Below are 18,311 nucleotides of genomic sequence, written 5' to 3'. Positions count from 1 at the left end.
CAATGAGCATGAACACACAAGGCCGCCCCACGGGCGTGGGCACTGCCGGCACTTCGGCCTCCGGCTCGGCCCTTTTGCCCGACGAACCGCTGCTGTTCGAAATCGGCGACAATGAACATTCGGGCGTCGATCTGCCCGAGGTCGATCTCGCCAGCGATCGCCTCGGCGGCTTTGCGCGCAAGAGCAAGCTCGATCTGGCAGGCCTGACCGAACCCGAGGCCATGCGCCACTATGTGCGCCTCTCCCGGCTCAACCATTCGATCGATAGCGGCATGTATCCGCTGGGCTCGTGCACGATGAAGCACAATCCGCGCCTCAACGAGAAGATGGCACGCCTGCCCGGCTTTGCCGATATCCACCCGCTGCAGCCGGTCTCGACCGTGCAGGGGACGCTGGAGCTGATGAACCAGCTGTCCTACTGGCTGATGACGCTCACCAACACGGCCGCCGTCGCCCTGTCGCCCAAGGCGGGCGCCCATGGCGAACTTCTCGGGATGATGGCCATCAAGGCCGCGCAGGAGGCCAGGGGCGAAGCGCATCGCAAAATCGTCCTGGTCCCGGAAAGCGCCCATGGCACCAATCCGGCCACCGCCGCCTTTCTCGGCTACAGCGTGAAGCCCGTTCCGGCCCGCGATGACGGCACGGTCGATGTGCAGGCGGTCAAGGATGCACTGTCATCTGACGTCGCCGCCATCATGCTGACCAATCCCAATACCTGCGGCCTCTTCGAGCCACAGGTGATCGAGATTGCCAAAGCCGTGCACGATGCGGGCGCGTTCTTTTACTGTGATGGTGCCAACTTCAACGCCATTATGGGTGTCGTTCGCCCGGGCGACCTCGGCATCGATGCGATGCACATCAATCTCCATAAGACCTTCTCGACGCCACATGGCGGCGGTGGTCCGGGTGCCGGTCCGGTGGTGCTCTCGGAGGCGCTTGCGCCTTTCGCGCCCATCCCGTTCATTCGCCGGGGCCAGGAGGGTGGCCTGGAGCTGGTCGAGCATATCGAAGGGGAGGCCCTGGGTCGCGTCACCGCCTTCCACGGGCAGATGGGCATGTATGTCCGCGCGCTGACCTATATGCTCAGCCACGGCGCCGACGGCCTGGCCCAGGCGGCGCAGGATGCCGTGCTCAACGCCAATTATGTCAAGGCGCGGCTGCAGCACCTCTTCTCGGTGCCGTTCCCCGATTATCCGACCATGCACGAGGCGCTGTTCGACGACAGTTTCCTCAAGGGCACGGACATCTCCACACTCGATTTCGCCAAGGCGCTGATCGACGAGGGTTTCCACCCCATGACCATGTATTTCCCGCTGGTCGTGCATGGCGCCATGCTGATCGAACCGACCGAGAGCGAGAGCAAGCAGACGCTCGATCACTTCTGTGACGTCATGGCGGAACTGGCCGATGACGCCAAATCCGGCAATGCCGAGCGTTTCACCGCGGCCCCGATGAAGGCACCGCGTCGGCGGCTCGACGAAACCCGCGCCGCGCGCCAGCCCATTCTCAAATGGGAAAAGCCGGCGGACTTGCCCTAGGCCGCCGAATAGACATCATTTCTGTTGTCAAAGCGTACCGCCCTCGGACACGATCCGAGGGCGTTCCTGTTTGGATAACCCCCGTTCTACTCCAGCTTCACTGCCCGCAAGCCGAGAAAGAGGGGGAATTCCCGCATGGCCCGTCTATCGGCCCGCGCGTCCTGTTTGCCGGGCAAATCCGCTACCTCCCTGATCGCCGTGACGACGAGACCCGCACCGGTCAAGGCGGCCATATAGTCTTCAAGTGGCCGATGATAGCTGCGTGTGCTGCCAGCGCCATGCACCTGCATAGGTATGGCGAGCCGCGAGAGATAGGTATCCACTCGCCGATAGGTCAGCCCCCGACCCTCGTCATGGCCCCAGCCGCTTTGCCGCGGAATGCGGAAACAGGGATGGAGCATGACGATACCGAGCCGCCCGCCGGGGCGCAGCAGCCGCGCAGCCTCGGCGACGGCTTGTTCGAGCGGATTGATATCCTGGATGGAGAGCAGAAAACTGGCCGCGTCAAACGCGCCTTGAGCAAGCAATTTGTGCTGTGGCAAGGCGGTTGCGTCGCCGACCAGGAAGCGGCCATATCGCGCCTGATTGCGTCGCGCCTCGGCGACGAGGCGGCCCGAGAGGTCCACGCCGAGATAGCGCGCGCCGGTACTTGCGATCGATGGTGCCAAAATGCCGTGGCCGCAGCCCAAATCCAGCAATTGCTCCCCACCCTTGGGTGCCAGAAGGTCGAGCATGAGCGGTACGGCAAACGTGCGATGATAGTGGCTGCCATTCTGGCCGGCCCAGCCGGCATACCAATGAGCAACAGGGTCCCAGCTCTGCGAGCGGGCGCGAAGAATTGTCTTTCTGGGTTTCATATTCGGTCTCGATGTTCTCGAAGCTGTCGAGGTACGAGACGGTGTCGTTTCGGAGGTCAGGCCCACAGCCCTTCGGCCGGAACCCCGCATGCCACATCACGCCGCTGGCTGATTAAGCCAGCGACTGGTCAATCATGGACCGACACCGCCCTCAGGCGCTGCGGATGCGGATGTAAAAAGTTGCCACGGGGGCCTCCGGGATCGAACTATCCCCTGGTGTCGAAGCCGACCCAGATGGTGATGCTCTCCCCGCCAAGATAGGGGATGGTGACGTTCTCAACAACCTTGACGAATTCCGCGGTCTGGCTGGGCGGTACGATCGGCACGATGAGCGTGTATTTTTCCGAGAAAATGGCCTGTCCATCGCGTTCAACGGCAAAGCGGATCGGGGCATTGATCGAGGTTTGCGACCCGGCGGGGCCGAGCAGAACGCGACCGGTAACACCCATATTGACGGTGATCTGACCGTTCGAGACCACGCAATTGCGCGAGGTCTCGTCGATCACGCCCTGATATTGCAGCGATTTGGCGTCACCAACGCGACCGCCGCCATAATAATACATGGCCTCGCCGCCCAGGCGCACTTTGATCGGCGGGCATTCGGTGGCAATCACCGGCAAGGCGCTGGTCTGGGCCTGCGCAACAGCCTGGGGCGTCGCCGTGGCATTTTGCAGATTGGCATTGGATGCGGTGCCACCGCCGAACATGGACCCCATGGAACATCCGGCCAAGAGCACAGCCAAGCCTCCAAGGGCAGAAAAACGCAGAGTGGACGTCAGGGTCAGGGTCATCGTCTTGTTTGGCTCCTGGCGACTAAGCAGCGGCTTCGAGAGCCATGAGAATAGCGGGTGCGCCGCTGGCCGTCACGCCGGGCGCATCTTCGACAAAAACGGCATCGACTATACCGTCTCGAATAATCATGGCCGCGCGGGCAAAGCGCCGGCCCAAACCGGTGCCCGACATGTCCTTGTCGAGCCCGAGCGCCTGGGCCAATGCGGTGTTCCCGTCGGCAAGGAAGACAATATCGTCCAGCGCATTGGTGGCCTCGGCCCATGCTTTCATAACGTGATGATCATTGGTCGCCGCGCAGACAATGCGGTCGACCCCCGATGCGCGCATCTTGGCCGCATTGGCAACGAAGCCGGGTAGATGATTGACGTGGCAGGTCGGTGTAAAGGCGCCGGGCACCGAAAAGAGTACGACCGTCCCCTGCCCCAGCGCCGCGTCGCTCGTGGTGTCTTCGACACCGGCCACAGTCACCAGCTTGATCCCGACGGACGGAATCCGATTGCCGCTTTCGATCATTGGTGGAATTCGCCCCATATCTGGCGGCCGGGCCGCCTACTCCATCTACTCTAGGCACATGCGATATGCGGCATTGCCGGCCGGCACAAGGGTGAGGCCCACTTTAGTCCAGCGCTTCCACATCCGCTTGGGTGCCGGCTTCTAGCGTCCGGCTGACCTGATAGGCCCCCATTGGCGTCATGAAGGATAGTTCGACCTCCATGTCATCCAGGGCACTATTGTCGGTTTTACCCAGTATGGGAAGCAGCACTATATCGTCTTGCGGGCTTTTTTGCGGCGCGCCGAACAGGGGACCGTCGGGATCGGCGGCGGCGATAAGGCTGTCGGGGTCGATGACGGCCTGATCGACCTGAACGGCGAGCGCGCTGCCATCGGGCATCAAATGGACCGCGCCAATGGGCTCCTCGCCCTGGTCCCAGGGGATCGGGACATTGGCGAGGGCCTGTTTAATGCGAAGGTCATTGGCCCGATCCGATCCGGGATCGGTGGCCGGCAGGCTGAGCCTGGCCTGTGCGGGCACGCAGATATCGGAACAGATCCCCAGCGTCGCCTCGAGCGCCACCATGCCGTCGGGATCGGCCACGTCCAGTTCGAGTGGCAGCACGGTATGGCCGAAATAGACATAGTCGAGATAACCCGAAACCTGCTCGCGTTCGGGGAAGGGCCAGAACTGGCCGTTCAGGCTCACGCCTTTCGACCCGGCAAAATTGAGCTCCAGGGGCAGGCCGGTCTCTCCGGGCACCCGCCAATAGGTCCTTGTATCCTCCGGCATATCGATTTCGAGCGCGAACAGGGCTTTGCCCTCTGCGTCGAGCGCACCGGCACTGATCAGCCGGACCGAAACGCCCGGCGCCAATTCCTGCCAGGCAGACTCGCCGGCTAGGACGGGCGCCGCGACAAGACTACTGGCTATGGCAAGAACGATTGAAACGCGCATGGCATGGCATTAGCGCAGCAAAAGATGAACGGCCAGATAGCGCCACATCAGGCCTTCGTGATAGCCGTGACGGCCCGCGTGCTTGGCAGGCCTGCGTCGGGAGCCTACAATTGTCCCATGAACTCGCTTGAAGGACAATTCCTGGTTGCCATGCCCGACATGGCCGATGAACGCTTCGCCGAAAGCGTGATCCTGATCGTGGGTCATGGCGCGGAAGGCGCCATGGGCCTGGTGGTCAATCACGAATTGGCCAATCTGCGCTTTGCCGACATTCTCGACGAACTCGACCTGGGCGATCCGGACGCGGTCATTCGCCTGCCCGACAGCATTCGCGACCGCGCCGTCATGCGCGGCGGGCCGGTCGAAAAAGGCCGCGGCTTCGTGCTGCATTCGGGCGATTATCACAGCGGCAATACCTATAAGGTCACCGAGGATATCGGGCTGACGGCAACGCTGGATATTCTCAAGGCCATGGCCTTTGGCCCGGTCCCGCGGGCGGCGCTGTTCGCCCTGGGATGCTGCGGCTGGTCGCCCGGCCAATTGGAAGACGAGATCAGCGCCAATGGCTGGCTGACCATCCCCTTCGATCGCCAATTGCTGTTCGAAGTTCCCGTCGAGCGCCGCTACGACAAGGCTTTGGCCAGCCTTAACATCACCCGAGCCACATTGAGCACCGAGGCCGGACACGGCTGAGCCTTGACCATTTGGCCTATTGGTTCCGGCGGCGCGCCCCGACGCAGGACGTTCGCCGCTATTTACCCATCTGTGTCGCGAGCTTCTTGCCCAGCTCTGCACCAACAATGGCAGTCCCGAAGGCAAAGCCCTGCGCATAGCGGCAATTGAGCTGGCGCAGGCGCTCGATTTCATCCAGGCTTTCGACGCCTTCGGCAACCACCATCATGTCCAGATCATTGGCCAGCGCCACGATAGAGCGGATAATCGGCGCCTGGGTATGGGCAATGCCATTATCTGTGCCCATGCGCACGAAAGGCGCCGGGATTTTGATGGTATCGACCGGGAAGCGGTGCAGATAGCTCAGCGAGGAGTGCCCGGTGCCGAAATCGTCCAGCGCCAGGCCCAGCCCCATATTGCGCAGCGCCTCGAGCATATAGGCCGAATGCTCGGGATTGGTCATCGCCTGGCTCTCGGTAATCTCAAGCTTGAGATGCCCGGCCAGATCGCGGTCCTGCGACACCAGATTGCGCATATCGGTGAGCAGCGTTTCGGTAGCCAATTGGGCTGGCGACAGATTGACCGAAATGAAGAACCCCTCCGGCAGCCCGATGGTAGCCAGCCAGTCCTTGGCCTGTGCGGCGGCCTGTTCGAATGCCAGCCGGCCCAGTTTTTCGATCTGGCCGGAGCGCTCGGCCAAGGGCACAAATTCGTCCGGGGTCACCACGCCGCGCGTGGGGTGGTTCCAGCGCATCAGCGCTTCGGCCCCGGCAATCCGGCCGGACTGGATATCCATGATGGGCTGGAATTGAACATGCAATTCCCCCTGCTTCAGACCGCGCTCGAGGTCTTCCTCGCTGGCCTTGCTATAGGAGGCGATCGAACGTGCCGAGGCGCGATAGGCTTCGATCCGGTCCCCGCCCAGGCGCTTGGCGTAATACATGGCCAGTTCCGCATCACGCAGCACATCGGCGGCGGTCGAGGGATTGCTGTCATAGATGGTGACGCCGATCGAGGCGGTCAGCACTAGGTCGCGGTCGCCAAAGTTGAACGGCGCTTTGAGCGCCTTGCGGATCTGCTCGGCGGTTTCGGCGATCTTGGCGGCAGCCTGTTCGGAGGCGAGGATCACCGCAAACTGATCGCCGCCGATGCGGGCGACAGTGTCGAGCGGACGCATGATGCGCGAAATGCGCCGGGAAATGGCGAGCAGGACGGAGTCGGCCGCCGAGTGGCCGATCCGTTCCTCGAGCTCCATAAAGCGGTCAATGTCGATGAGGAAAACTGCCGGCTTGGTGCCGCCGGGCGTGCGGGCGCGCACCAGGGATCGTTCCAGGCGATCCAGGAAAAGCTGGCGATTGGGCAGGCCGGTCAGGCTGTCATGCACCGCATCATGCAGCAGGCGCTCGCGGGCCGCACGATCCTCGGTCACGTCCTGCAATGTGCCGACGATGCGATTGACCTGGCCATCGCCGCCCAGAACCGGCTTCACGCGCATGCGGAAGGTGCGGAAATTGCCATCGTGCCCGGCAATGCGCATATCGGCCGAGACCTTGCCGCGCCGTAATTCCACCAGCGTATCGAAGGCCGTCCGGAAGCGGTCCCGGTCGTCAGGGTGCACCCGGTCGAGCCAGCGCTTGATGGCGCCGCGCAGGGCGCCGCGTTTCTCGCCAAGGCGGGTTGCCAGTTCATCGCTGACGCTGACGCGGTCGCGCTCGATGTTCCAGTCGAAAACAAAGTCGCCCGAGCCGGTCAGAGCTAGCGCCCGGCGCTCCACCTCGCTCAGCGTACCAATGGTCACCTGGCCCTCGGAGAAGGCATGCTGCACCGCCGTGAAGCCGAGCAGCATGACGATGAGCACGAGGCCGCCGCCCACCGCCGGCTGGGCCACGTCATTGGTCACCTGACCCGAAATGACCAGCCAGGAATAAAACAGCCAGGCGATGAAAATGATCCAGGTGGGCACCAGCAGCACAGCGCGGTCATAGCCGCGCAGCGCCAGCAGCAAGATAAGGAAGAAGCCCGAAACGCCCAGCAGGGCGAGCACCAGGCGGGCAATGGTTGCGGCTATGGCAGGCTGGAAGAAGGCAAAGAGGAACAGCGCCAGGAACAGAGCGGCAAGGCCCAGGGCCAGGTGGATAAAGCGCAGATGCCAGCGATGCAGATTGAGATAAATGAACAGGAACCCAGCCAACGTTGTGGCGATACCTGCCTCGGCCGCGGCGCGCCAGGGCTGCATGCCGCTGGCCGAGAGGCCCAGAATGCGCCCCAAAAGGCCGAAATCGATCAGCAGATAGACCAGCACTGCCCAGGCGAAGGCCGCCGTGGCCGGAAACACGCCCCTACCCTTGACCACGAACATGATGGTCAGAAACACCGAGGCCAGGGCCGCGACGCCCAAGACCACACCCCGGAACAGGGTGAAGGCGTTGACATAGTCGCGATAGGCGTTGGGTTCCCAAAGGTAGAATTCGGCCAGATCGTCCGAGGCCAGTTCCACAATCACCGTCATGGTGGCGCCGGGGTCGAGCGTCACCTCGAAGACATCGGCCTCCGGATCGGGCAGGCGCTCGGGGCGGATGCCGGCGCTTGGGGTGATGGCGGTGATGCGGTTCTCGCCCAGATCGGGCTGGAACACGCCCGAGCCGGGCAGCCTGAAAAACGGCGCCACGAGCAGGCGCTGGATCTGCTGGTCGCTGTCATTGCGCAACGCGATCAACGCGAAATAGGGATTGGTAGTGGTATCGCTGGCCAGCACTTCGATGCGACGGATGATACCGTCGGCGTCCGGAGCCGTGGACAATTGCACACGGCCGCCCTGGCCAGGGACGATTTCCACCACATCGGACAGGTTGACCGCGTTAACGTCTTCGGGAACCGAGATCACCTCGAAGCCCTGGGCGGGCGCAAGGCCGAACAGCGCGAACGCTAGACAGAACGCGAATGCAAGAAAATGACGCATCAAAAGCAGTTAAATCCGGCGCTAGGCTTCTTTGTGGCGGCAGTCCGGCAATAGCTTGATCGGGCCGGACAGGCCCTTGTCTTTTTGATCCTCCAGCGGAACGTTCACTTGGTACGGGAGATTGAGGCTTGCGACAAGCGCCCTTGTCTGTTGCCGAGGCGCAACACACAGACAATTGGTCTCAGGCCATCCAGGATTGACCGATATGGTGCCCGCCAAGCCGCATCGTGTCCCAGCGCTCCTTGGTGAGCCCCATCAGGACATGATCCTCCCAGCGACCATTGATCTGCAGATAATGCTTGGCAAAGCCCTCCTCGACAAAGCCGTTCTTTTCCAGCACTCGGCGCGAGGCGGTATTGGAGGGCAGGAAGGCGGCATGGATGCGATGCAGATCGAGCGCCTCGAAAATGAAGGGCACGACCACGCCCACGGCCTCGGTCATCAGGCCCTTGCCGGCATAGGCCTGCCCCATCCAATAGCCCAGATTGACGAATTGGGCGGCGCGGCGCCGGATGTTGGACAGGGTGATGCCACCCACCAATTGCGCCTGTTGCCCCTCGCCCAGGAAGATAAAGAAAGTGTAGTCGGTGCCCTCTTCTACCTCCTGGCGGGCCCGGCGGACCCGCATGGCATAGACCCGACGGGCTAGGTCAAGCTCGGTCCAGCGCGGCTCAAAGGGCCGCAGGAAGTCCTGGCTCTCCCGCCGCAATCTGGACCAGGCTTCGTAGTCGCGCATTTGCGGCAGGCGCAGCAATACCCGCGCGCCCCGCAGCGTGACCAGAGGCGCCGGCGAGGACCAGGGCCAGAACATGAGCTTAGCGCTTGAGGGTGTCGCCAATGCTTTCAACATCGGCGAGGCGGTTGATGGGGCCAATGCCGGCCAGGGTCGGCGTGCCTGCGGTGAAGATTTGCTCGGCCACGTCGCGGACCCGCTGGGCGGTGATGCGATTGATGCGCTCCACCGTCTCCTGCATGGGGATGGGCCGGCCCCAGAGGATCTGCTGGCGGGCCAATTGCCCAGCGCGAGCCGAGGGGCTTTCGAGCGACATCAGGAGACCCGCGCGAATCTGATTGCGCACCCGAACCACTTCCTCATCGGTGATGCTCTCGGTGGCCCGGCGCAGTTCGTCGAGAATGACGGGCACCAGTTCGCTGACTTCGTCTTCGCCTGTTGCCGCCGCAACGCCGAAAACGCCACTATCGGCAAAAGCCCAGTGGAAGGCATAGACCGAATAGCACAGGCCGCGCTTTTCGCGAATCTCCTGGAACAGGCGTGAGCTCATACCGCCACCCAGGATCGAGGCCAGCACCTGCGCGGCATAAAAGCCATCCGAATTATAGGCACGACCTTCAAAGCCCAGCACAATATGAGCCTGTTCGTGATCGGAAATCAGACGCTCCTGGCCGCCCTTATATTCGGCGCGTTGCGGATCAGGCGCGCCATTGGGCGCCAGTTCGGCAAAGCGCTGTTTGGCCACATGAACCAGTTCATCATGGTCGACGTGTCCGGCGGCGGCGATCACCATGTGGTCGCCCACATAATTGCGGCGCATATATTTGCGCACCGTTTCAGGCGAAAAGGCGCGCACCGAATCGACCGTGCCCAAAATGGTGCGGCCAATAGGCTGGGTGGGATAGGCCGCCTCCTGGAACAGGTCGAAGACGTGATCGTCGGGATTGTCGCGCGCTGCGCCGATCTCCTGCACAATCACCTGTTTCTCGCGCGCCAGCTCGCTTTCATCGAAGGTCGAGTTCTGCAAAATATCGGCCAGAATGTCGGCGGCCAGCACCACGTCATCCTTGAGAACTCGGGCGAAATAGCCGGTATGCTCGATGGAGGTCGCCGCATTGAGGTCGCCGCCGACATTTTCTATCGCCTCGGCAATTTCCAGTGCCGTACGGGTCTGGGTGCCCTTGAAGGCCATATGTTCGAGCAGATGCGAAATGCCGTGCTCGGCCTTGCGCTCGGAGCGGGCTCCCGCCTTCACCCAGACGCCAAGAGACGCGCTTTCCAAATGCGGCATGTCATCGGTGAGCACCACCATGCCGTTTTCCAGGGTCGTCGATCTTACGCTCACACTGGTCCTCCTGAACCGGCGGCCTGAAACGACCGCGGCTTTTCCGTGTCGTTCAGGCGCGGCTACGCGCCGCGATGAAGTCCTCAATCTGGCGCTGGTCATTGGCCAGCACCGTGACCCGTTCGGGCCGCTCATAAAGATCGCTCAGCCAGGCCGGCAGCGTCGGTTCGACGCCGGCGGCCTCGGCAACCGCCGCCGGGAACTTGGCCGGATGCGCGGTGGCAAGGGTGATCATAGGAATTCCACCATGCACCTGTTGCCGCGCCACGCCCACGCCCACCGCCGTATGCGGATCGAGCAGATAGGACGAGGCCTTGTGGGTCTCAGCAATCACCGCCCGTGTCGCCGCCTCATCGGTTGTGCCGGCGGCAAAGTCGCGGCGGATGGCGGCAATGGCGTTCTCCGGCAGCTCGAAGCCACGCGACTGCTTCAGGCCTGCCATCATGCGGGTGACCGCATCGGCATCGCGTCCGGCACTTTCGAACAGCAGCCGCTCGAAATTGGAGGAGATCTGGATGTCCATGGAGGGGCTGATGGTGGGGGCGACACCCGCCATCTCATAGCGTCCGGTATCGAGGGTCCGCCTCAGAATATCATTGGCATTGGTGGCGATCACCAGCTTGTCGATGGGCAGGCCCATCTGTCGGGCACAATAGCCCGCAAAAATATCGCCGAAATTGCCGGTCGGCACGGTGAAACTGACCTTGCGGTGCGGACTGCCCAGCGACACGGCCGCCGTGAAATAGTAGACGATCTGCGCAACGATGCGGCCCCAATTGATTGAGTTGACGCCGGACAGGCGCACTCCATCGCGGAAGCTATGATTGTTGAACATGGCCTTCACCGCGTCCTGACAATCGTCGAACGTGCCTTCGAGCGCGATATTGTGGACATTGGCGTCCAGTACCGTGGTCATCTGCCGGCGCTGCACTTCCGAGGTGCGCCCCAGTGGATGGAGAATGAAAATATCGGTGGTGTCGCGACCGCGAAAGGCCTCGATGGCGGCCGAACCAGTATCGCCCGAGGTCGCGCCGACAATGGTTGCCCGCAGCCCGCGCTCGGCCAGGATATGGTCCATGATGCGGCTCAGGAACTGCATCGCCACGTCCTTGAAGGCCAGTGTCGGGCCGTGGAACAGTTCGAGCACGAAATGGCCCGGCTCCAGCTCAACCAATGGCGTCACCGAAGGGTGGCGGAAGCTGGCATAGGCCTCCTCGATAATGGCCTTGAGTTTGTCCGCGGCAATTTCCTCGCCGGTAAAACGCGAGATGATCGTATAGGCCACATCGGCATAGGGTTTCCCGGCGAAGCCGGCAATTTCGTCGGCGCCGATCTGCGGCCAGGAGGCGGGAACATAAAGGCCGCCATCTGCGGCAAGACCTGCCAGAACTGCGTCGGAGAAGCCGAGCGCCGGCGCCTGGCCGCGCGTGGAAACAAACTGCATCGGGGGGAAGAGCCCTTTTAGAATTGGTGCAACCTAGTCAAAGCGGACCGTGGCCGCAAGGTTTTGGCGTCACTGAACCGTCTTGTCGGCCCGTCGCGACTGCCGCCACAGCCAGAATCCGAGCATGACCACGGCGACTATGGCAAAGCCATACCAGGTCAGGGCATAGCCGAAATGGTTGTTGGTAAAGGTAAAAACCGTCTCGCCACCTTGGGGCAGTGCATCGGCCCCGGACGACAGCAGATCGACATAGAAGGGCGCGATGGGCGCCAGGGCCGGATCGACCATGGCCGCCAGGCGCTCGGGATTGCGGACCCACTCGATACGATCGGACATATTCGCATCGGGCACCATGAAGCCGACCGCCTCGCCCGGCCGGAACAATCCCACAATGGTCACTCTGCCCGGATCGTCGCCATGCAGATCGCCCAGCGCCGCCTGTTCCTGGTATTCCTGCGGCACGAAACCACGATTGACAAAGACCGTGCCGCCCCCCGTCAACTCGAAAGGCGTCACCACCCAATAGCCGGGCCCGGAGAAGCGTCCGTGCGGATTGGCAAGGCTGGTGAAGACGGTCACAGTCTGCGTGTAGCGATAGCCGCCTGTCAGAGTAACGGGCCGGTAATTCCACTGATCGAGATCGAGGTCGTTCCATTCGGCCCGTCCTGGGACCGCGACCGGTTCGGCCGACAATCTGGTATCGACCGCGGCAATCAGCGCTTCCTTTTCCGCCAGGCGGGCCATCTGCCAATTTCCCAGGAACATGCATGCGACGGCCAGGGCCAGCATCAGCGCTGCAAAGAGCCAGTCGCCCCAGCGCAAACCACTCGGCCTGATTGCGCTCACAACCGGCCCTCATGGGCATCGTTGGAATATTGCAGATCGATCAGCACGCCTTTGAAAGGCGGCAGCAGCGCCAGGCTGAGAATGACCGTTGTTGGCAGCCACAGGACCAGATGCATCCAGGGTTGGATGGTCCAGAGCGAACCCACGATCAGAGCCAGAATGATCACCAGCGGCGCCACGAGAAAAATCACGAAAACCGCCGGCCCGTCGCCGCTATCGGCAAAGCTGTAATCGAGCCCGCATTGGGTGCAGGCCGGTGCCAGCTTGAGATAGCCGGAAAACAGCCGCCCCTTGCCACACCGCGGGCAGCGACAGGTCAGGCCGGCCAGGATCGGGTTTGGCGCGTCCATGGCATTCCCTCCAGGATCAACGAAAAAGGGCGCAGCCACGCCGCGCCCCTTGTGCATTTCTGGCTGGCCCTTAATGGCTCAGCGGCACGCCCCAGCTGCCCCAGACATAGATCGAGGCAAACAGGAACAGCCAGACCACGTCCACGAAGTGCCAGTACCAGGCGGCGAATTCGAAGCCCAGGTGGCGTTCGGGGGTAAAATGACCCATTTCGGCGCGCACCAGGCAGACCAGCAGGAAAATGGTGCCGATCAGCACGTGGAAGCCGTGGAAGCCGGTCGCCATGAAGAAGGTGGCGCCGTAGAAATTGCCCGAGAACGAGAAGGCGGCGTGGCTATATTCAAGGATCTGCACGCAGGTGAAGAGCGCGCCCAGGGCAACGGTCAGCACCAGGCCCCAGCGCAGGCCCTGGCGATCGTTTTCCAGCAGCGCATGGTGCGCCCAGGTTACAGTGGTGCCCGAGGTCAAAAGGATCAGCGTGTTGAACAGCGGCAGGTGGAACGGGTCGAACAGTTCGACACCCATCGGCGGCCAATGCCCGCCGGTAGCGGCGACGCGCGCATATTGTTCCACGTCATCGAGGCGGAAGAAGCCATCGAAATAGCCCCAGAACCAGGCCACGAAGAACATCACTTCGGAGGCGATGAACAGCATCATGCCATAGCGATGGTGCATCTGCACGACCGGGGTATGGCTATGCCCGTCATTGGCTTCCTTGATGACGTCGGCCCACCAGGCATAGAAGGTGTAGAGCACGCCAGCCAGGCCGATAAAGAACAGCCATGGCGTCCATTCCTGCATCCAGGCAACGGCGCCGATCATCATTACGAAGACCGAAACCGAAATTACGAACGGCCAGGGGCTGGGTTCGACCATGTGATAGTCATGGTTCTTCTCAATGGCAGCCATGGTCAGCTTCCCTCACTGTCTGAAGCGTAGAACGTATAAGAGAGTGTAATCTCTTTGATGGTGTTGAGCTCGTGGTTTTCCGCGATATCGGGATCGACGAAAAAGACGATGGGCATTTCGACGGTTTCGCCGGGCTGAAGCGTCTGCTCGGTGAAGCAGAAGCATTCGATCTTGTTGAAGTAGAGACCCGCCTGATCCGGCACCACGTTGAAAATCGCCTGGCCGGTGATCGGCTTGTCCGAATTATTGGTGGCTATGTAATTGACCGTATCCACCCGACCGATCTGATCGGTGATGGATGCGGCGGGGGTCACGGTCCAGGGCAGGCCATGATCGACATTGACGTCGAAACGCACCTTCATTTCGCGGGCGATAACACCCTTGGGGTTGTCGGTGGCGACCTGGGTAGTGCCGCCATAGCCGGTGACCTGGCAGAAGATCTGGTAAAGAGGCACGGAGGCGAAGGCCAGGCCCACCATGCTCGCCACCACGCCGGCCAATATCACGGCCACGCGCGTGTTGCGCTTGCCGTGCTCCGTCTCGTGAAACTGTGCGCTGGTATCGGCCATTACATTGCCCGGTCGAACAGGGCCGGACCCATCTTGACGATGGTCAGCACGTAAAAGGTCAGGGCGAACAGTGCCAATGCCGCGGCCAGGGCCAGCGAGCGCCGGCGGCGCTGTTTGCGGAAGGCAGCCTCCTGTTCGGGGGTCATGCCATTGGGGGCGAGCTTGGCGCCGGTTGGTTCGGCCATTTCAGATCACTCCCAGCCGCAAGGCGATATTGTCGGTCAGCAGCGCCAGAAACAGCACGAAGAGATAGCTCAGCGAGAAGGTAAACACGGTTCGCGCGGTCCGGCGCATCGACACATTGCCCTCCGCCCGCAGGAGCCGCAGGGCGAGCCAGACAAAGCTCAGGCCGCTTAGGGCGGCGACAGTGCCGTAAATCCAGCCCGAAAAGCCGAGCCAGACCGGCAGCAGGCTTGAGGCGGCCAGGACGACCGAATAGCCGAAAATCTGCCACTTGGTGGACTTTTCGCCCGCCACATTGGGCATCATGGGGATACCGGCGGCGCCGTAATCCCCCTGCTTATAGAGGGCCAACGCCCAGAAATGGGGCGGCGTCCAGAGAAAGATGATGAGAAAGAGTGCAAAGCTCTCCCAGCTCAGCGTGCCCGTAACGGCAGCCCAGCCCACCATGGGTGGGAAGGCGCCAGCCGCGCCACCGATAACGATGTTCTGCGGGGTCGAGCGCTTAAGCCACATCGTATAGACGACGGCGTAAAAGAAAATGGTGAAGGCGAGGAACCCGCCGGCAAGCCAATTGGTGGCGAGACCCAGCAGGGTCACCGAAAAGACCGAAAGCACGAGCCCGAACGCCAGGGCCTCGCCGCGGGTTGCGCGGCCTGCCGGGATGGGCCGGTTCTGGGTGCGGCTCATAATGGCGTCGATATCGGCATCGTACCACATATTGAGCGCGCCCGAGGCCCCTGCCCCGATGGCGATGCAGACAATGGCGATCAGACCGACAAAGGGATTGATGCCGCCCGGCGCTACCAGCATGCCCACCAGGGCGGTGAACACGACCAGCGACATGACACGAGGCTTCAGCAGCGCGAGGTAATCCTCGACGCGCGCACCGCCGGTCAGGGCGGGAACATCACTGCTGTTGTCGATATAGGCCACGGGTCTTTCCTTGAAAGGCGGACCGCGCCGGGGCGCGATCCGCTTATCTCGTCTCCGGAGCGCTTAGTGCGCGTCCTTGGAGTCGATCTTGGGCAGTGTCGAGAACTGGTGGAACGGCGGGGGCGAGGACAGGGTCCATTCCAGCGTCGTTGCACCTTCGCCCCAGGGATTGTCACCGGCGGGACGCTTTTTCCGGCTGGCTTCCCAGGTGGCATAGAAGAAAATGATCATCGCCACGAAGGTCACATAATAGCCGATCGACGACACGCGGTTCCACATCGCAAAGGCATCGGGATAGTCGATATAGCGGCGCGGCATGCCAGCAAGGCCCAGGAAGTGCTGCGGGAAGAAGATCAGGTTCACACCGATGAACATGACCCAGAAATGCAGCTTGCCCAGGAACTCGTTGTACATGTAGCCGAACATTTTCGGGTACCAGTAGTACCAGCCCGCAAAGATCGAGAACACGGCGCCCAGCGAGAGCACATAGTGGAAGTGCGCGACCACATAATAGGTGTCGTGCAGGGCACGGTCCGCACCGGCATTGGCCAGCACCACACCGGTCACACCGCCAACGGTGAACAGGAAGATGAAGCCGATGGCCCAGAGCATGGGAATGCGGAAGGTGATGGAACCGCCCCACATGGTGGCGATCCAGGAGAAGATCTTCACGCCGGTCGGCACAGCGATGACCATGGTGGCGGCCACGAAATAGCGCTGCACGTCGAGGCTGAGGCCGGTGGTGTACATGTGGTGCGCCCACACAACGAAGCCGACAAAGCCAATGGCGACCATTGCATAGGCCATGGCCATGTAGCCGAACACCGGCTTGCGGCTGAAGGTGGCCACGATGTGAGACACAATGCCGAAGCCGGGCAGGATCATGATGTACACTTCGGGGTGACCGAAGAACCAGAACAGGTGCTGGTAAAGCACTGGATCACCACCGCCATCGGGCGCGAAGAAAGTCGTGCCGAAATTGCGGTCGGTCAGCATCATGGTGATGGCGCCGGCCAGAACCGGCAGGGCCAGCAGCAGCAGGAAGGCAGTCACCAGCACCGACCAGGCAAAGAGCGGCATTTTGTGCAGCGTCATGCCCGGAGCGCGCATGTTGAGAATGGTGGTGATCAGGTTGATCGCGCCCAGGATCGAGCTCACGCCCGCCACGTGCAGCGAGAAGATCACGAAATCGGTTGCCGGGCCCGGATGACCGACCGTCGCCAGCGGCGGATAAGCCGTCCAGCCGCCACCAAAGCCGAGCATGCCCGCCGGACCTTCGAAGAACATCGACAGGACCGTCAGCAGCAGCGCCGGCGGCAGCAACCAGAAGGCCACATTGTTGATGCGCGGGAAGGCGGTATCGGGCGCACCCACCATCAGCGGGGCGAAATAGTTGGCAAAGCCACCCATGGTGGCCGGCATAACGGTGAAGAAGACCATGATCAGCGCGTGGGCCGAGACGAACACATTGAACATGTGCTTGCCAGCGTCGAGCGCCGAGTCCCCTTCCAGGCCGTAAGCCATGGCGGCCAGGCCGTGGAAAATCTGAATGCCCGGCTCCTGCAGTTCCAGACGCATGGCGCCCGAGAGCAGACCACCGATCACACCGGCAACAATCGAGAACACGAGATACATGATCCCGATGTCCTTGTGGTTGGTCGAATAGACCCAGCGACGCCACCCGGTGGGGGTGTGATGCTCGTGAGCGGAATGGCCGTGCCCGGTGGCATGGGCTTCGAGGTTAGCGGTATTTGCCATTGTCTTGTCCTCTGACCCTTTTCTTAGAGTGCCGGCAGCACGGCGGCTGCAGTGCTGTAATTGCGGCTATCCGCCAGGGCCTTGATGAAGGCGTCATATTCCTCGGCGGTCACAACCCGGACGGCGATCGGCATGAACGCGTGGTCCTTGCCGCACAATTCCGAGCACTGGCCGTAATAGATGCCGGTCTCACGCACGTTGAACCAGGTTTCATTCAGGCGACCGGGAACTGCGTCGACCTTGACGCCAAAGGAGGGAACGGCGAAGGCGTGAATAACCCCAGTCGGGCTAGCGGTGACCTGCATGCGGACCGTGGTATTGACCGGCACGACCAGCTCATTGTCGACCGCAAGCAGGCGCGGCTGATCGGGCTTCAGGGTCGGACGATCAACACCATCGGCGCTGGTTTCACCCAGAATGTTGGAGTCAAAGCCAATGCCCTGATCCACATATTCGTAATTCCAGTACCACTGCTCGCCGGTTGCCTTGATAGTGATCGAGGCCTCGGGAACGTCAACTTCGCCAAGCGAGAAGATGTTGGAACCCAGATATTTGCGCTGACCGTCCGGCACGGTCATCTGGTCGGTGAGTACGCCGAAGGACGGAATGGCGATCACCACCAGGATCAGGATCGGCACGACCGTCCAGATGATTTCCACCAGGGTATTGTGGGTGAAGCGCGCCGGCACAGGATTGGCCTTGGCGTTGAACCGCACGATCACGATGACCAAAAGGGCCAGCACGAAAAGCACGATCAGGGAGATGGTCCACATCAGGATTCCATCATGGAAGGCCGTGATGGAGTCCATGATCGGCGTAACGGACTGCTGCAGGTGGAACTGGCCCGGTTCAGGATGGCCACGACCGACTTCCTGGGCCGATGCCATTGCCGGCACCAGCGCCATTGCGGCCGCACTAACGGCGCCCATCTTGGTAAAGAACTGCCCGGTCACCATATACCCCCTATCGACACGT

At 61.9% G+C, this 18,311-nt stretch carries 18 protein-coding genes; 2 read left to right on the top strand and 16 right to left on the bottom strand.

Going from position 1 to position 18,311, the window contains the following annotated elements; translation table 11 throughout:
* Positions 1–2: 2 nt before the first annotated feature.
* A complete protein-coding gene (gene gcvPB / locus V8Z65_RS03670; protein ID WP_338722609.1) occupies positions 3–1,538 on the top strand; it encodes an aminomethyl-transferring glycine dehydrogenase subunit GcvPB in 1,536 nt (511 codons plus the stop codon).
* Positions 1,539–1,624: 86 nt separating this feature from the next.
* Here gcvPB and V8Z65_RS03665 read toward each other — a convergent pair whose 3' ends face one another.
* The 4 genes from V8Z65_RS03665 to V8Z65_RS03650 form a co-directional block, all read right to left on the bottom strand.
* A complete protein-coding gene (locus V8Z65_RS03665) occupies positions 1,625–2,395 on the bottom strand; it encodes a class I SAM-dependent methyltransferase (protein WP_338722607.1) in 771 nt (256 codons plus the stop codon).
* Between the two features lie 206 nt (positions 2,396–2,601).
* The gene (locus tag V8Z65_RS03660) at positions 2,602–3,186 is read right to left on the bottom strand and encodes a hypothetical protein (RefSeq protein WP_338722605.1); all 585 of its coding nucleotides are present in this window, start codon (positions 3,184–3,186) and stop codon (positions 2,602–2,604) included.
* Between the two features lie 22 nt (positions 3,187–3,208).
* A complete protein-coding gene (locus V8Z65_RS03655) occupies positions 3,209–3,700 on the bottom strand; it encodes a peroxiredoxin (RefSeq protein ID WP_338722603.1) in 492 nt (163 codons plus the stop codon).
* Between the two features lie 103 nt (positions 3,701–3,803).
* Positions 3,804–4,637, bottom strand: a complete 834-nt coding sequence (locus V8Z65_RS03650; protein WP_338722602.1) for a protein-disulfide reductase DsbD domain-containing protein — start codon at positions 4,635–4,637, stop codon at positions 3,804–3,806.
* 117 nt (positions 4,638–4,754) lie between these two features.
* Between V8Z65_RS03650 and V8Z65_RS03645 the strand changes: the two genes are divergently transcribed.
* Positions 4,755–5,330: a YqgE/AlgH family protein gene (locus V8Z65_RS03645; RefSeq protein ID WP_338722601.1), complete on the top strand. Its 576-nt coding sequence runs from the start codon at positions 4,755–4,757 to the stop codon at positions 5,328–5,330.
* A gap of 58 nt (positions 5,331–5,388) precedes the next feature.
* Here the strand turns inward: V8Z65_RS03645 and V8Z65_RS03640 are convergent, their stop codons facing one another.
* The 12 genes from V8Z65_RS03640 to coxB form a co-directional block, all read right to left on the bottom strand.
* Positions 5,389–8,268, bottom strand: coding sequence for an EAL domain-containing protein (locus tag V8Z65_RS03640; protein WP_338722600.1), 2,880 nt, complete (start codon positions 8,266–8,268; stop codon positions 5,389–5,391).
* 181 nt (positions 8,269–8,449) lie between these two features.
* A complete protein-coding gene (locus V8Z65_RS03635) occupies positions 8,450–9,079 on the bottom strand; it encodes a GNAT family protein (protein WP_338722599.1) in 630 nt (209 codons plus the stop codon).
* 4 nt (positions 9,080–9,083) lie between these two features.
* A complete protein-coding gene (locus tag V8Z65_RS03630) occupies positions 9,084–10,346 on the bottom strand; it encodes a pitrilysin family protein (protein ID WP_338722597.1) in 1,263 nt (420 codons plus the stop codon).
* 52 nt (positions 10,347–10,398) lie between these two features.
* The gene (gene thrC / locus V8Z65_RS03625; protein ID WP_338722596.1) at positions 10,399–11,790 is read right to left on the bottom strand and encodes a threonine synthase; all 1,392 of its coding nucleotides are present in this window, start codon (positions 11,788–11,790) and stop codon (positions 10,399–10,401) included.
* Positions 11,791–11,859: 69 nt separating this feature from the next.
* On the bottom strand, positions 11,860–12,636 hold the full coding sequence (locus V8Z65_RS03620; RefSeq protein ID WP_338722595.1) for an SURF1 family protein: 777 nt from the start codon (positions 12,634–12,636) through the stop codon (positions 11,860–11,862).
* Complete coding sequence (locus V8Z65_RS03615) at positions 12,633–12,986, bottom strand: DUF983 domain-containing protein (protein WP_338722593.1); 354 nt, start codon at positions 12,984–12,986, stop codon at positions 12,633–12,635. The genes V8Z65_RS03620 and V8Z65_RS03615 overlap by 4 nt, the downstream gene beginning before the upstream one ends.
* Positions 12,987–13,056: 70 nt before the next feature.
* On the bottom strand, positions 13,057–13,893 hold the full coding sequence (locus V8Z65_RS03610) for a cytochrome c oxidase subunit 3 (RefSeq protein ID WP_338722592.1): 837 nt from the start codon (positions 13,891–13,893) through the stop codon (positions 13,057–13,059).
* A gap of 2 nt (positions 13,894–13,895) precedes the next feature.
* Positions 13,896–14,462: a cytochrome c oxidase assembly protein gene (locus V8Z65_RS03605; RefSeq protein ID WP_338722590.1), complete on the bottom strand. Its 567-nt coding sequence runs from the start codon at positions 14,460–14,462 to the stop codon at positions 13,896–13,898.
* Positions 14,462–14,647: a hypothetical protein gene (locus V8Z65_RS03600; protein ID WP_338722588.1), complete on the bottom strand. Its 186-nt coding sequence runs from the start codon at positions 14,645–14,647 to the stop codon at positions 14,462–14,464. Before V8Z65_RS03600 ends, V8Z65_RS03605 begins: the two co-directional genes overlap by 1 nt.
* 1 nt (position 14,648) lies before the next feature.
* Positions 14,649–15,542 (bottom strand): heme o synthase, encoded by an 894-nt coding sequence (locus V8Z65_RS03595; protein WP_338723940.1) that lies wholly within the window; start codon positions 15,540–15,542, stop codon positions 14,649–14,651.
* Positions 15,543–15,641: 99 nt separating this feature from the next.
* On the bottom strand, positions 15,642–17,336 hold the full coding sequence (ctaD, locus tag V8Z65_RS03590) for a cytochrome c oxidase subunit I (protein ID WP_338722587.1): 1,695 nt from the start codon (positions 17,334–17,336) through the stop codon (positions 15,642–15,644).
* Between the two features lie 23 nt (positions 17,337–17,359).
* On the bottom strand, positions 17,360–18,289 hold the full coding sequence (coxB, locus tag V8Z65_RS03585) for a cytochrome c oxidase subunit II (RefSeq protein WP_338722586.1): 930 nt from the start codon (positions 18,287–18,289) through the stop codon (positions 17,360–17,362).
* Positions 18,290–18,311: the final 22 nt, after the last annotated feature.

It is taken from the genome of Devosia sp. XK-2, assembly GCF_037113415.1.
Classification (GTDB): Bacteria; Pseudomonadota; Alphaproteobacteria; order Rhizobiales; family Devosiaceae; genus Devosia.
The sequence above is the reverse complement of the archived record's forward strand: the minus strand, read 5'-3'. Positions and strand labels throughout refer to the sequence as shown.